The organism is Enterobacter sp. CP102 (assembly GCF_025152625.1).
Classification (GTDB): Bacteria; Pseudomonadota; Gammaproteobacteria; order Enterobacterales; family Enterobacteriaceae; genus Enterobacter; species Enterobacter soli.
Genome location: NZ_CP104014.1, coordinates 3,480,402 through 3,495,660, shown reverse-complemented (window position 1 = coordinate 3,495,660; position 15,259 = coordinate 3,480,402). Strand labels below are relative to the sequence as shown.

The following is a 15,259-nucleotide window of genomic DNA, read 5'->3' as shown; positions in this document are numbered from 1 at the left end:
AGAAAAGCGAAAATAAAAGCTTGACTCTGTAGCGGGAAAGCGTAATATGCACACCCCGCGCCGCAGCGAAAACGAAGCGGCACTGCTCTTTAACAATTTATCAGACAATCTGTGTGGGCACTCAAAGTGACATGGATTCTTAACGTCCTCGGACGATAAATGAATACCAAGTCTCAACGAGTGAACACGTAATTCATTACGAAGTTTAATTCATTGAGCATCAAACTTTTAAATTGAAGAGTTTGATCATGGCTCAGATTGAACGCTGGCGGCAGGCCTAACACATGCAAGTCGAGCGGTAACACAGGGAGCTTGCTCCTGGGTGACGAGCGGCGGACGGGTGAGTAATGTCTGGGAAACTGCCTGATGGAGGGGGATAACTACTGGAAACGGTAGCTAATACCGCATAACGTCGCAAGACCAAAGAGGGGGACCTTCGGGCCTCTTGCCATCAGATGTGCCCAGATGGGATTAGCTAGTAGGTGGGGTAATGGCTCACCTAGGCGACGATCCCTAGCTGGTCTGAGAGGATGACCAGCCACACTGGAACTGAGACACGGTCCAGACTCCTACGGGAGGCAGCAGTGGGGAATATTGCACAATGGGCGCAAGCCTGATGCAGCCATGCCGCGTGTATGAAGAAGGCCTTCGGGTTGTAAAGTACTTTCAGCGAGGAGGAAGGCATTAAGGTTAATAACCTTGGTGATTGACGTTACTCGCAGAAGAAGCACCGGCTAACTCCGTGCCAGCAGCCGCGGTAATACGGAGGGTGCAAGCGTTAATCGGAATTACTGGGCGTAAAGCGCACGCAGGCGGTCTGTCAAGTCGGATGTGAAATCCCCGGGCTCAACCTGGGAACTGCATTCGAAACTGGCAGGCTAGAGTCTTGTAGAGGGGGGTAGAATTCCAGGTGTAGCGGTGAAATGCGTAGAGATCTGGAGGAATACCGGTGGCGAAGGCGGCCCCCTGGACAAAGACTGACGCTCAGGTGCGAAAGCGTGGGGAGCAAACAGGATTAGATACCCTGGTAGTCCACGCCGTAAACGATGTCGATTTGGAGGTTGTTCCCTTGAGGAGTGGCTTCCGGAGCTAACGCGTTAAATCGACCGCCTGGGGAGTACGGCCGCAAGGTTAAAACTCAAATGAATTGACGGGGGCCCGCACAAGCGGTGGAGCATGTGGTTTAATTCGATGCAACGCGAAGAACCTTACCTACTCTTGACATCCAGAGAACTTTCCAGAGATGGATTGGTGCCTTCGGGAACTCTGAGACAGGTGCTGCATGGCTGTCGTCAGCTCGTGTTGTGAAATGTTGGGTTAAGTCCCGCAACGAGCGCAACCCTTATCCTTTGTTGCCAGCGGTCCGGCCGGGAACTCAAAGGAGACTGCCAGTGATAAACTGGAGGAAGGTGGGGATGACGTCAAGTCATCATGGCCCTTACGAGTAGGGCTACACACGTGCTACAATGGCATATACAAAGAGAAGCGACCTCGCGAGAGCAAGCGGACCTCATAAAGTATGTCGTAGTCCGGATTGGAGTCTGCAACTCGACTCCATGAAGTCGGAATCGCTAGTAATCGTAGATCAGAATGCTACGGTGAATACGTTCCCGGGCCTTGTACACACCGCCCGTCACACCATGGGAGTGGGTTGCAAAAGAAGTAGGTAGCTTAACCTTCGGGAGGGCGCTTACCACTTTGTGATTCATGACTGGGGTGAAGTCGTAACAAGGTAACCGTAGGGGAACCTGCGGTTGGATCACCTCCTTACCTTAAAGAACCTGCCTTTGTAGTGCTCACACAGATTGTCTGATGAAAAGTAAATAGCAAGGCGTCTTGCCGAAGCAGACTTCAGTGTCCCCTTCGTCTAGAGGCCCAGGACACCGCCCTTTCACGGCGGTAACAGGGGTTCGAATCCCCTAGGGGACGCCACTTGCTGGTTTGTGAGTGAAAGTCACCTGCCGATATATCTCAAAACTGACTCAGTGAGTCACATTTGAGATATTTGCTCTTTAAAAATCTGGATCAAGCTGAAAATTGAAACGACACATCTTAATGGTGTGTTCGAGTCTCTCAAATTTTCGCAAGTCGATGATGAATCGAAAGAAACATCTTCGGGTTGTGAGGTTAAGCGACTAAGCGTACACGGTGGATGCCCTGGCAGTCAGAGGCGATGAAGGACGTGCTAATCTGCGAAAAGCGCCGGCGAGGTGATATGAACCTTTGACCCGGCGATGTCCGAATGGGGAAACCCAGTGTGTTCCGACACACTATCGTTAACTGAATACATAGGTTAACGAGGCGAACCGGGGGAACTGAAACATCTAAGTACCCCGAGGAAAAGAAATCAACCGAGATTCCCCCAGTAGCGGCGAGCGAACGGGGAGCAGCCCAGAGTCTGAATCAGCTTGTGTGTTAGTGGAACGGTCTGGAAAGTCCGGCGATACAGGGTGATAGCCCCGTACACGAAAGCACACTTGCTGTGAACTCGAAGAGTAGGGCGGGACACGTGGTATCCTGTCTGAATATGGGGGGACCATCCTCCAAGGCTAAATACTCCTGACTGACCGATAGTGAACCAGTACCGTGAGGGAAAGGCGAAAAGAACCCCGGCGAGGGGAGTGAAAAAGAACCTGAAACCGTGTACGTACAAGCAGTGGGAGCACCTTCGTGGTGTGACTGCGTACCTTTTGTATAATGGGTCAGCGACTTATATTCTGTAGCAAGGTTAACCGTATAGGGGAGCCGAAGGGAAACCGAGTCTTAACTGGGCGTTAAGTTGCAGGGTATAGACCCGAAACCCGGTGATCTAGCCATGGGCAGGTTGAAGGTTGGGTAACACTAACTGGAGGACCGAACCGACTAATGTTGAAAAATTAGCGGATGACTTGTGGCTGGGGGTGAAAGGCCAATCAAACCGGGAGATAGCTGGTTCTCCCCGAAAGCTATTTAGGTAGCGCCTCGTGAACTCATCTTCGGGGGTAGAGCACTGTTTCGGCTAGGGGGCCATCCCGGCTTACCAACCCGATGCAAACTACGAATACCGAAGAATGTTATCACGGGAGACACACGGCGGGTGCTAACGTCCGTCGTGAAGAGGGAAACAACCCAGACCGCCAGCTAAGGTCCCAAAGTCATGGTTAAGTGGGAAACGATGTGGGAAGGCACAGACAGCCAGGATGTTGGCTTAGAAGCAGCCATCATTTAAAGAAAGCGTAATAGCTCACTGGTCGAGTCGGCCTGCGCGGAAGATGTAACGGGGCTAAACCATGCACCGAAGCTGCGGCAGCGACACTATGTGTTGTTGGGTAGGGGAGCGTTCTGTAAGCCGTTGAAGGTGGCCTGTGAGGGTTGCTGGAGGTATCAGAAGTGCGAATGCTGACATAAGTAACGATAATGCGGGTGAAAAGCCCGCACGCCGGAAGACCAAGGGTTCCTGTCCAACGTTAATCGGGGCAGGGTGAGTCGACCCCTAAGGCGAGGCCGAAAGGCGTAGTCGATGGGAAACAGGTTAATATTCCTGTACTTGGTGTTACTGCGAAGGGGGGACGGAGAAGGCTATGTTAGCCGGGCGACGGTTGTCCCGGTTTAAGCATGTAGGCGGAGAGTTTAGGTAAATCCGGACTCTTTTTAACGCTGAGGTGTGATGACGAGGCACTACGGTGCTGAAGTAACAAATGCCCTGCTTCCAGGAAAAGCCTCTAAGCATCAGGTAACATCAAATCGTACCCCAAACCGACACAGGTGGTCAGGTAGAGAATACCAAGGCGCTTGAGAGAACTCGGGTGAAGGAACTAGGCAAAATGGTGCCGTAACTTCGGGAGAAGGCACGCTGATATGTAGGTGAAGCCCCTGCGGGTGGAGCTGAAATCAGTCGAAGATACCAGCTGGCTGCAACTGTTTATTAAAAACACAGCACTGTGCAAACACGAAAGTGGACGTATACGGTGTGACGCCTGCCCGGTGCCGGAAGGTTAATTGATGGGGTTAGCGGCAACGCGAAGCTCTTGATCGAAGCCCCGGTAAACGGCGGCCGTAACTATAACGGTCCTAAGGTAGCGAAATTCCTTGTCGGGTAAGTTCCGACCTGCACGAATGGCGTAATGATGGCCAGGCTGTCTCCACCCGAGACTCAGTGAAATTGAACTCGCTGTGAAGATGCAGTGTACCCGCGGCAAGACGGAAAGACCCCGTGAACCTTTACTATAGCTTGACACTGAACACTGGTCCTTGATGTGTAGGATAGGTGGGAGGCTTTGAAGTGTGGACGCCAGTCTGCATGGAGCCATCCTTGAAATACCACCCTTTAATGGCTGGTGTTCTAACGTAGACCCGTAATCCGGGTTGCGGACAGTGTCTGGTGGGTAGTTTGACTGGGGCGGTCTCCTCCCAAAGAGTAACGGAGGAGCACGAAGGTTAGCTAATCCTGGTCGGACATCAGGAGGTTAGTGCAATGGCATAAGCTAGCTTGACTGCGAGAGTGACGGCTCGAGCAGGTGCGAAAGCAGGTCATAGTGATCCGGTGGTTCTGAATGGAAGGGCCATCGCTCAACGGATAAAAGGTACTCCGGGGATAACAGGCTGATACCGCCCAAGAGTTCATATCGACGGCGGTGTTTGGCACCTCGATGTCGGCTCATCACATCCTGGGGCTGAAGTAGGTCCCAAGGGTACGGCTGTTCGCCGTTTAAAGTGGTACGCGAGCTGGGTTTAGAACGTCGTGAGACAGTTCGGTCCCTATCTGCCGTGGGCGCTGGAGAATTGAGGGGGGCTGCTCCTAGTACGAGAGGACCGGAGTGGACGCATCACTGGTGTTCGGGTTGTCATGCCAATGGCATTGCCCGGTAGCTAAATGCGGAAAAGATAAGTGCTGAAAGCATCTAAGCACGAAACTTGCCCCGAGATGAGTTCTCCCTGACCCTTTAAGGGTCCTGAAGGAACGTTGAAGACGACGACGTTGATAGGTCGGGTGTGTAAGCGTAGCGATACGTTGAGCTAACCGATACTAATGAACCGTGAGGCTTAACCTTACAACGCCGAAGCTGTTTCGGCGAAGAGACGACATATTCAAATTTCAGTTTTGATACAGATTTAACAGAATTTGCCTGGCGGCTTTAGCGCGGTGGTCCCACCTGACCCCATGCCGAACTCAGAAGTGAAACGCCGTAGCGCCGATGGTAGTGTGGGGTCTCCCCATGTGAGAGTAGGGAACTGCCAGGCATCAAATAAGTAGAGAGGCCATCCGAAAGGATGGCCTCTTTGCGTTTACGAACCACCGTTTTTTGCAGGCCGGGTAAGGCGAAGTTGCCACCCGGCAATGTGACCGCACGATCCCCCTTTCTGGCCTTTCTCCTAATCCCTTATCCTGCTAATGAAATATGTGATCTCCATCGCAATGCAATTTATAACAAAATTATAACATTTCATTTACGAAGCAATTGAGTCTCTTAGACTCAACACGCCGCTGTAGATGGCAGGAGCATAATCATAATGACAGAAAACATCACATCACACGGGACGCTGGTTAACAGTGATACCCGCCGAAGGGTATGGGCAATCGTCAGCGCCTCTTCAGGGAATCTGGTTGAATGGTTCGACTTCTACGTCTATTCGTTCTGTTCGCTCTACTTCGCTCATATTTTCTTTCCATCCGGCAATACAACAACACAGTTACTACAAACTGCGGGCGTTTTTGCCGCTGGGTTCCTGATGCGCCCAATTGGTGGCTGGCTCTTCGGCCGAATCGCGGATCGTCGTGGTCGTAAAGTCTCAATGCTTATCTCGGTATGCATGATGTGCTTTGGTTCACTGGTAATTGCCTGCTTACCGGGTTACGAGGCGATTGGTACATGGGCACCGGCACTGCTGTTACTGGCTCGCTTATTCCAGGGGTTATCGGTTGGGGGGGAATACGGCACCAGCGCGACTTACATGAGTGAAATTGCGCTTGAAGGTCGTAAAGGATTCTACGCATCTTTCCAGTATGTCACTCTCATCGGCGGCCAACTTTTGGCGATCCTTGTGGTAGTGATCCTTCAGCAGATCCTGACAGATGAACAGCTGCACACCTGGGGATGGCGGATCCCCTTTGCTATGGGGGCCGCGCTGGCGATCGTTGCGCTTTGGCTGCGTCGACAGTTAGATGAAACATCGCAGCAGGAAGTCAGGGCGTTAAAAGAAGCAGGTTCATTCAAAGGCTTATGGCGTAACCGCAAAGCATTTCTGATGGTGCTGGGCTTCACCGCCGGGGGCTCGCTGAGCTTTTACACCTTCACCACCTATATGCAAAAGTACCTGGTGAACACAACGGGAATGCACGCTAACATCGCCAGTGTGGTGATGACCGTGGCGCTGTTTGTCTTTATGCTGATACAACCGGTGATTGGTGCGTTCTCTGATAAGATTGGTCGGCGCACGTCGATGCTGATTTTTGGCGGAATGTCTGCGTTATGTACCGTGCCCATTTTGTCCGCGCTTCAGCATGTCTCCTCGCCTTATGCAGCTTTTGCCCTCGTTATGCTGGCAATGGTAATAGTCAGTTTCTACACCTCTATCAGCGGGATATTAAAAGCGGAAATGTTCCCGGCGCAGGTGCGTGCTCTGGGGGTTGGTCTCTCTTATGCAGTCGCTAACGCACTGTTTGGGGGTTCAGCTGAATATGTCGCGCTGTCGCTCAAATCGTGGGGAAGCGAAACGACCTTCTTCTGGTATGTCACCGTTATGGGGGCGCTGGCCTTTATTGTTTCTCTGATGCTGCACCGTAAAGGGAAGGGGATCCGCCTTTAATAATGCGCCATCTGCCACACGGCATAGCCGGTGGTTGCCCCGGCGACATCCCATGCGAAATCTTTCCAGCTCCAGCCGCTCCCTGCCGGGCGGCTATCCCATAATTCTTTGGATGCCCCCAGGCTTACAGAGAACATGAAGCCAATCGCTGCGCTACGATCCCGGCTGTAACCCTGATGTTGTGCATATTCATTGCCCGCAGCGGACAACATTGCGGAGGCGATAAAGTGCTGAGCCTTGTCCTGACCAGACCAGCTATCGTTAGCCATATGGCTACATCCTGTCAGACAGAGGATGGTTAGCAGCAGAGGAATACGCACAGTGAGCTCCATAAAAAAAGCCCTGTCGTTGACAGGGCCTCGTGTTACAGAATACGGCTAATAAGGCGGTCGATTCGGATCCGACGCAAACGACGGATGAGCTTGCGGACTTTTACCGGATAATCAGCAATGCTTTGCAGATCGCGATAGTGACGTACCACAGTGGTATGCGTGCGAATCAAATCCAGTTCGCGCTCACGTTTCGCGGCCAGTTCGTGCTGCGGATCGTGGATCAGAATGGCATTTTCCAGATCCAGGCGCCAGGCGCGCGGGTTCAGGTTATTACCCGTCAGCAGCATCCACTCATCATCTACCCACATCCCTTTCAGGTGATAGGTATTGTCTTCATCTTTCCACAGTCGCACGACCAGCTGGTCAGTGTTGACATAGTACTGTAAACGACTCAGGAAACGGCGCAGGTTAATCTCATAGAGATAAGGCAATGCACCGATGATTTTGAACGGCTGATCTTCCGGGATAAAAAAGTCGTTCGCCGTTTTGTCGCCCACGATGATTTCGACCTTCTTACCATCACGCAACAGCTGAATAATGTTACGCACCAGCACAGCCGGCAGGTTGAAGTAAGGGGTACAGATCGTGAGTTTCTGATCGGCACACGGCATCAGATGGAAGATGGTCTTATTCAGCAGGCTCGACTTACCCAGCCCAACCAGCGGCGTGACAGATAACTGCTCATTGTTTGCATCACCCTGAAAATGATAAATCGCGTCACGTAATTCCTGACGGAAGAGACGAACGTCGTTTTTAATTTCCGGGCTCTTAGGACGGTGAGGATTATCCAGACGATTCACGCCACGTCCATGTACCAGATTCTTATCAACCCAGTTGAACATGATGTCCGCCATCTGCGGATTACGAATCAGATGGTAGCGGTCGTAACGATATTTATCGAGCTGGTGAAGGTAAACATCATTCAGGCTCGCGCCGCTATACAGCACGCTGTCGTCGATGATGAAACCTTTGAAATGGAGTACGCCAAGCGCTTCGCGCGTATTAACGGGAACGCCGTATACCGGGATATCAATTCCCGGGTTTTCCTGGGCAGTTCGGCAATACCAGTCTGCGTTGGTGTTAGACGCCGCGGCGCCAATACGGCCGCGTTGTGCACGGTGCCAGTCAACCAGCACGCGTACATCCAGTTCCGGACGAAGCCGTTTTGCTTCATAAAGCGCGTTCAGGATCCCGCGGCCACCTTCATCTTGTTCGAGATAAAGAGCCACAATGCAAATGCGTCGCGTGGCGCTGGCAATCTTTTCCAGAAGCGTCTCCCGAAAATGAGCGGGAGCGTAAAAGAACTCTACATCATCAACTGACTGAGAAATCTTCGGTAGTTGAGCAAGGTGTTGTTGATGTTTATTACGCTTAAATTTTGACAACATCACAGTGCGTTTCTTCTCTGTTCATTGAAGGGTTGTCTGTACCAGGCAAACAACATAAGCGGACAATGATACCACCAGTACCATCCAAAGTGGTTAACATTTCCAGTAGGTTACTCTTGTTTATCCGCCGATTTCAGACTGAGGGTGAGGGAAACAATCCCTTCCTCAAGTTGGATATCAACGTCAAAACCAAGTTTTCGCGCCAGAGTGACCATGCCACGATTGTTAGGCATAGTAATGCCATTCAGGCGTAACAATCCGTGATCGCGCGTATAACTGATGAGTTTTTCCAGCAGGCGCCTGCCCAGACCCAGCCCTTTCAGATCGGAACGTACCAGCACGGCAAACTCCGCATCGACGTTATCAGGATCAGAGATCGCCCGCGTAACACCCAGGATCTCTTCCTCTGCTTCAACACGACGAACAGCAACAAATGCCATTTCACGATCGTAGTCGATCTGGGTCATGTTGGCTAAATCTTCATGGGTAAATTCGTTGATTTCACTGAAGTAGCGATAGTAGAGATCCTCTTTCGTTACTTGCGAGATAAACACCCGCAGCTGCGGTTCGTCTTCTGGCAGAATAGGGCGGAACAGCACGCGTTCGCCGTTCTTCATTTCCACCCATTCTTCAAGTTGCAGCGGGTAAGGTCGGATGGCCAGCCTGCTTTCGCTGTCACCTTTAAAGGGAGCAATATCCAGCGTGACGTCCAGGGCGGTAAATTCATTGCCAGAAGCCAGCAGCGGATGAATATCCAGGCGCTGAATTTCAGCACAATCAACAATCAGGTTAGAAACCTGCACTAAAAACTGGCTTAGCCCGGCGATGTCCAGCGGGCGCAGCGCACTACGCCCGCGGATTTTCTTGCTTTTAATGGCCTGAATAACCAGATAGCGCGCCAGATTCATGTTCAGTGGTGGCAGGGCGACCACTGCCTGCTCTTCAGGTCGCCATTCCACACCGCCTTCACCCAGCATAATCAGCGGGCCAAAGACCGGGTCATGTTCAACCACCACCCGCAATTCCTGGGCGCCAGCGCGGTTAGCCATACTTTGCACCAGTAAACCGTGGATCCTCGCCTGCGGCCAGGCCATTTTTACCCGATCGAAAATGGCGTCTGCGGCCTGCTGGACTTCTGCTGCAGTGCGTAAATACAACATCACGCCCTGAATATCAGACTTATGCGGGATATCCGGTGAACGCAGTTTCAGCGCAACCGGGTAGCCGATTTGCTCGGCGATATGAACGGCTTCTGCGCTGTCGCTGGCAATCCAGGTGGGTAGGGTGTGGATCCCATAACTGCCGAGGATCGGCTGCACTTCATGGGTGTCCAGCGACGTTGCACCCTCCTCAATGGCCTGTTGCAACAACCTGCGCACATCAACGGTATTCGCCGCGAGATTACCCGGTAACGCAGGGGTTTCACGCAGCTGCTTCTGGTTACGACGATATTCCACCATATGCATAAACGCGGTGATGGTCCCTTCCGGGGTGCGATAGGTCGGGAGCCCGGCTTCGCTAAACAGCCGCCGTGCTTCCTGCGATGAAAACTCGCCACACCAGTTGGTTAACAGCGTGACATATTTCCCGCGAGGATGATGTCGAACCTCCTCGATAAGCCCTCGCGCACTTTCGCTGCCGGGGGCCGCGGCACTTGGCGAATGAATGATCATCAGCGCATCGAAATCCTGGCTATCCAGCAAGATAGAAATGGCTTTGATGTAACGCTCGCTGCTGGCATCATCGCGCAAATCCAGCGGATTACCGGGCGAAACGCTTGTCGGCAGTGCGTCACGCAGGCGCTGGAGCGTCTCCTCACTGAGCGTCGCCAGTTTGCCGTTACGTAGCCACAGTTCGTCCAGAGCCAGCGCGGCAGGCGCTGCACCATTGCTGACTATCATTAATTTCTCACCGCGCAACGGGCGCATATGGCTCAGCGTTTCAACCGCGGAAAAAAGCTCATGCGTATCCTGAACGCGCAGCAAACCTGCACGCTGAATGGCGGCATCCCACGCAGGATCCATGCCTGAATGTGAGTGCAGAAGCCGTTGTGCGGCAGGGCTACGGCCACTTTTGATGACCAGAATCGGTTTATTGCGCGATGCGCTACGGGCTGCTGAGACAAAACGGCGGGCATCGCTTAAATGTTCAAGGTAAAGCAAAATCGCGCTGGTTTTGCTGTCTCTGGCCAGGAAATCCAGCAGCTCATCGACATCAATATCCAGGCTATCACCCAGTGCGATGAAGTAGGAAAATCCCATCTCGCGCTGCTGTGCCCAGTCGAGGATGGTATTTGATACAGCCGCTGACTGGGAAATAAACGCCAGCTTACCTTTGCGAATCGGGACGGGTGAAAAACTGGCATTCAGGCCCTGCCAGGGCGCCAGTAAACCGAGACTGTTTGGGCCGAGAATGCGCATCTGATACCGGCTGGCGCAGGCCAGAAGCTCAGGCTGCTGTTCAGGAGGAGAAGAGAGGATAATGCAGGTTTTACACCCTTTCTGGCCAAGTGACTCAAGCAGGTCCAGGTTACGTTTCGCGTTTGTACACAGCACGGCAAGATCCGGCACAAAAGGCAGGCTTTGCACATCGGGCCATGCCAGTACGCCCTGAACCGCTTTCCAGGAGGGCGTAACCGGTAACACGGGGCCATTAAATCCACCGGCCAGTAAATTACGCATCATCAGATAACCTGCACGATCAGGCTTCATCGACGCACCAATAACGGCAATGGATTTAGGGCGCAGTAACGCTTCCAGGCCTCGCTGACTCATGCAAGTCTCCAGTAGATACGAGTGACCTGATGATTTTAAACGCTTTCTGCTTCGTCTGCTGTGACAGTGCCCTTATGAATGGTTTTTCCTGCCAGATAGCGCTCGCGAAAACGGGAAAAATGGCCGCCCAGCGCAGTTGCCGCTGAGGTATCCCCGGCAAGGTCTAACAGCGCAATGGCGACTTCTGCGGTGCAATATTGTCCCTCTGCGTGCGCTTCACGCAACCGGTAGGCAGATACGCGTGACAGATCGACTGAAATCACCGGCAGCGCGTCAAGATAAGGACTTTTGCGGAACATTTTTCGTGCTTCCGTCCAGGTGCCATCCAGCATAATGAAAAGCGGCGGCTTACCTGAAGGCGGTGCAGCCAGCACCTGACGGCTCTCTCCTGCATAAGAGGCCGGGAAAACGACCATCGGCTGATAGTCATCGCTGGCAACCAGATCGAGCAGCGCCTGAGGCGGTTCGGTACGTGACCACTGAAATGCCGTTGTATCCGGCAGAATATCCGCAATCAGCCTGCCCGTATTGCTGGGCTTCATGGGTTCAGTATCGAACATGACCAGGCAAAAACGGCTTTGCGCCTCAGCAGGGGCGAGGGTTTCGCACAGGCACACCTTGAGCGGCAGCAGGCAGCGCTGACAGCGGCGGATACGGTTGCCACGAGCGAGAAAAGGGCGGGTTGCACGCGCAAGGCGTTCAGCGCGTAATTGAAGAACAGCGTTATCAGTCATGGGCGAAATGCAGGAAAAACACCATTTTCGCAGAGGGAAGTACGGGGCACAAGATGTGCCCCGTGATTGTTACACGGATTCGTTCAGCCAGCTCTCAAATGGAGCCTTAGGGACTGCGCCGTTGAGCATGTCGATCACTTCGCCATTTTTGAAAATCATAATGGTCGGGATGCTGCGGATACGGAAGCGAGCACTCAGTTCGCGTTCCGCTTCGGTGTTCACTTTCACGAAACGCATTTTACCACTGCGCTCTTCGGCAACATCTTCAAAGATTGGCGCAAAGCTCCGGCACGGGCCACACCATGGCGCCCAGAAATCAACCACCACGGGCAGATCATCCTTGAGGAGTTTGTCCAGCGTAGCATCCGTCGCGTTAATCACATCGCCATCAAACAATTCGTGACCGCAACGCCCGCACTTCGCACCATCATCAATCCGGTCTTCGGGAATGCGGTTGAGAGCCTGACAGTTGGCACATACGGTATTCATAACTAACCTCTGATAGAGCTGTGGGACAGAGCGGCAGAACGCCGATTTTGTTTCTAATATGTTACATATTATCAATGAGCCTGTTTGAAACGACAATGCGTTTTATTCAATGAGAACAATAGTCGCAGGCTTTTGTACGAAATAATGGCTATGAGCTTGCACATCGGGTAATCTGCGCGCTTCGCGCAGCGCTGGTGGAGAAAAGCATGAACGACGAATTAAAGAACAAAAGCGGCAAGGTCAAAGTGATGTATGTCCGCAGTGATGAGGATTCTGATAAACGCACCCAAAATCCGCGTACCGGAAAAGGTGGCGGGCGTCCGGCGTCTTCTCGTGCAGACGGTGGCCGTCGCCCCGCCCGCGATGACAGAAATAACCGCGGTGATGACCGCAAACGTGATGACCGTAAGCGTGACGATCGCAAACGCGATGACCGTCCACGTGATGATTTCTCACGTGATGGCTCGTCCCCGTGGCGTACCGTTTCTCGTGCCCCTGGCGACGAGACCCCAGAAAAAGCCGATCACGGCGGTATCAGCGGTAAAAGCTTTATCGACCCTGAAGTACTGCGCCGTCAGCGTGCGGAAGAGACCCGCGTGTACGGTGAGAATGCGTGCCAGGCTCTGTTCCAGAGCCGTCCGGAGTGTATCGTTCGTGCCTGGTTTATTCAGAGCGTAACGCCACGCTTTAAAGAAGCGCTGCGCTGGATGGCGGCGAACCGTAAAGCCTACCATGTGGTTGATGATGCCGAGCTGACCAAAGCATCCGGTACCGAACATCACGGTGGCGTTTGCTTCCTGATCAAAAAACGTAACGGAACGACTGTTCAGCAGTGGGTGAGCCAGGCTGAAGCAGATGACTGCGTTCTGGCGCTGGAAGATGTGGGCAACCCGCATAACCTGGGTGCGATGATGCGTAGCTGCGCGCACTTTGGCGTGAAAGGCGTGCTGTTGCAGGACGCAGCGCTGCTGGAGTCCGGTGCGGCAATCCGTACCGCAGAAGGCGGTGCTGAGCACGTTCAGCCGATCACCGGTGATAGCGTTCTGGATGCCATTGAGCAGTTCCGCAAAGCAGGCTATGCCATTGTGACCACTTCAAGCCACGCCGGTACGCCGCTGTTTAAAGCGACGCTGCCGCGTAAGATGGTGCTGGTGCTGGGTCAGGAGCGTGATGGTCTGTCTGATGCAGCACTGTCGAGCGCCGATCTGAGCGTGTCTATCGACGGTACCGGTAATGTTGAAAGTCTCAACGTTTCCGTTGCAACCGGCGTACTGCTGGCTGAATGGTGGCGTCAGAATAAGGCATAAGCCTTAATCTTCGGTGGTATGCCCGGTGAGCCGGGCATACTGCATCAAACTACTCGCTTTCTGCCGGTAATACGGGCATCCAGTCAATCGGCGTCTCGCCACGCTTTTCCAGCCATTCGTTCGCCAGAACAAAATGATTACTGCCAAAGAAACCGCGATGCGCAGACAGCGGTGACGGATGCGGCGCTTTCAACACGTGATGACGCTGCGGGTCAATAATCGCCCCTTTTTTCTGCGCATGAGATCCCCACAGTAAAAACACCACGCCTTCACGATGTTCATTAATAAGGCTTATCACTTTATCCGTAAAAGTTTCCCAGCCCAGGCTGGCGTGAGAGTGGGCCTGGCCTGCGCGCACGGTTAATACGGTATTTAATAACAGAACACCCTGATGCGCCCAGCTTTCCAGATAACCGTGTGTTGGCCGGGTAAAGCCGGGAAGGGTACCTTCAAGCTCTTTATACATATTCAAAAGAGAAGGCGGAATGGCAATGCCAGGACGCACGGAAAATGCCAGACCATGTGCTTGCCCTGGCCCGTGGTAAGGATCCTGACCGAGGATAACCACCTTTACATCGCTCAGTTCGGTATAGCGGAAAGCGTTGAAGACATCTTTCTGCGGCGGATAAATCGTCTGGCCAGATTGCCGCTCTGTCGCGACGGTGCTGAGGGTATTAATAAAATAGGGCTGCTGTTTTTCTTCGGCCAGCACGTCGTGCCATGTTAAAGGGGTTGTCATCTCGCTCTCCTGCGAATCTCATCTGCGCCTAGCTTACCCGTTAAACCCTGGTGATCAAAATTCCTCGCGGAAAAACGTCCTAAGTCCTTAAATTTAATTTGAAACTATGCAGTTTAGGTTGAATTGGTAAGGTGGTTAAATTGATCTAAAGCAATAAAATCAAACCACACTCTTTATGTGGTTGGTGTTTTTGTTGATTTAAATCAATAAATCACGGGGGGCTGAGTGATATATATACACGCAAGCAACAATGGTTTTACCAATTGGCCTGAACAGGCCGACACCAGTTAATGTAGCCTAAGGGAGGCATCACATGATTACAGGTATCCAGATTACTAAAGCTGCAAATGACGACCTGCTCAACTCTTTCTGGCTGCTGGACAGCGAGAAAGGCGAAGCACGCTGTGTAGTAGCTAAAGCAGGTTTTGCAGAAGATGAAATCGTTCCAGTAAGCAAACTGGGCGACATCGAATACCGTGAAATTCCAATGGAAGTGAAACCGGAAGTCCGCGTGGAAGGTGGTCAGCACCTGAACGTTAACGTACTGCGTCGTGAAACGTTGATGGATGCCGTTGAGCACCCGGAAAAATATCCACAGCTGACCATTCGTGTGTCTGGTTATGCAGTACGTTTCAACTCTCTGACTCCAGAGCAGCAACGCGACGTTATCGCGCGTACCTTTACTGAAAGCCTGTAAGGCTTTTTGTCAC

9 protein-coding genes, 1 tRNA gene and 3 rRNA genes are annotated in these 15,259 nt (G+C 52.6%); 7 read left to right on the top strand and 6 right to left on the bottom strand.

Annotation, left to right across the window (positions count from 1 at the left end; all coding sequences use genetic code 11):
- The first annotated feature begins 230 nt into the window (after positions 1-230).
- The 5 genes from N1249_RS16420 (at position 231) to N1249_RS16400 (ending at position 6,786) form a co-directional block, all read left to right on the top strand.
- Positions 231-1,770, top strand: a 16S ribosomal RNA gene (locus N1249_RS16420).
- 86 nt (positions 1,771-1,856) lie between these two features.
- Positions 1,857-1,932, top strand: a tRNA-Glu gene (locus tag N1249_RS16415).
- 193 nt (positions 1,933-2,125) lie between these two features.
- A 23S ribosomal RNA gene (locus tag N1249_RS16410) occupies positions 2,126-5,030 on the top strand.
- 74 nt (positions 5,031-5,104) lie between these two features.
- Positions 5,105-5,220 (top strand): 5S ribosomal RNA (rrf, locus tag N1249_RS16405).
- Together the 16S, 23S and 5S rRNA genes with 1 tRNA gene alongside form the textbook arrangement of a ribosomal RNA operon.
- Before the next feature lie 270 nt (positions 5,221-5,490).
- Positions 5,491-6,786, top strand: a complete 1,296-nt coding sequence (locus N1249_RS16400; RefSeq protein ID WP_259831162.1) for an MFS transporter — start codon at positions 5,491-5,493, stop codon at positions 6,784-6,786.
- On the opposite strand, the gene N1249_RS16395 is transcribed toward N1249_RS16400, so the two are convergent.
- From N1249_RS16395 to trxC, 5 genes are all read right to left on the bottom strand, one after another.
- A complete protein-coding gene (locus N1249_RS16395; RefSeq protein ID WP_409193147.1) occupies positions 6,783-7,118 on the bottom strand; it encodes a YfiM family lipoprotein in 336 nt (111 codons plus the stop codon). The genes N1249_RS16400 and N1249_RS16395 overlap by 4 nt on opposite strands.
- A 32-nt stretch (positions 7,119-7,150) precedes the next feature.
- Complete coding sequence (gene pssA, locus N1249_RS16390) at positions 7,151-8,506, bottom strand: CDP-diacylglycerol--serine O-phosphatidyltransferase (RefSeq protein ID WP_166716704.1); 1,356 nt, start codon at positions 8,504-8,506, stop codon at positions 7,151-7,153.
- A 110-nt stretch (positions 8,507-8,616) separates the two neighbouring features.
- Positions 8,617-11,280, bottom strand: coding sequence for a bifunctional acetate--CoA ligase family protein/GNAT family N-acetyltransferase (locus N1249_RS16380; protein WP_259831160.1), 2,664 nt, complete (start codon positions 11,278-11,280; stop codon positions 8,617-8,619).
- A gap of 35 nt (positions 11,281-11,315) precedes the next feature.
- Positions 11,316-12,014: a tRNA-uridine aminocarboxypropyltransferase gene (gene tapT, locus N1249_RS16375; protein ID WP_259831159.1), complete on the bottom strand. Its 699-nt coding sequence runs from the start codon at positions 12,012-12,014 to the stop codon at positions 11,316-11,318.
- A 69-nt stretch (positions 12,015-12,083) separates the two neighbouring features.
- Positions 12,084-12,503, bottom strand: coding sequence for a thioredoxin TrxC (trxC, locus tag N1249_RS16370; RefSeq protein ID WP_259831158.1), 420 nt, complete (start codon positions 12,501-12,503; stop codon positions 12,084-12,086).
- A 206-nt stretch (positions 12,504-12,709) separates the two neighbouring features.
- Between trxC and N1249_RS16365 the strand changes: the two genes are divergently transcribed.
- Entirely contained in the window at positions 12,710-13,810 is a 1,101-nt protein-coding gene (locus tag N1249_RS16365) for a tRNA/rRNA methyltransferase (protein ID WP_259831157.1), read from the top strand.
- 49 nt (positions 13,811-13,859) lie between these two features.
- Here N1249_RS16365 and ung read toward each other — a convergent pair whose 3' ends face one another.
- Complete coding sequence (gene ung, locus N1249_RS16360) at positions 13,860-14,549, bottom strand: uracil-DNA glycosylase (protein ID WP_014071385.1); 690 nt, start codon at positions 14,547-14,549, stop codon at positions 13,860-13,862.
- Positions 14,550-14,862: 313 nt separating this feature from the next.
- Between ung and grcA the strand changes: the two genes are divergently transcribed.
- Positions 14,863-15,246 (top strand): autonomous glycyl radical cofactor GrcA, encoded by a 384-nt coding sequence (gene grcA / locus N1249_RS16355; RefSeq protein WP_014071384.1) that lies wholly within the window; start codon positions 14,863-14,865, stop codon positions 15,244-15,246.
- The last annotated feature ends 13 nt before the right edge of the window (positions 15,247-15,259 follow it).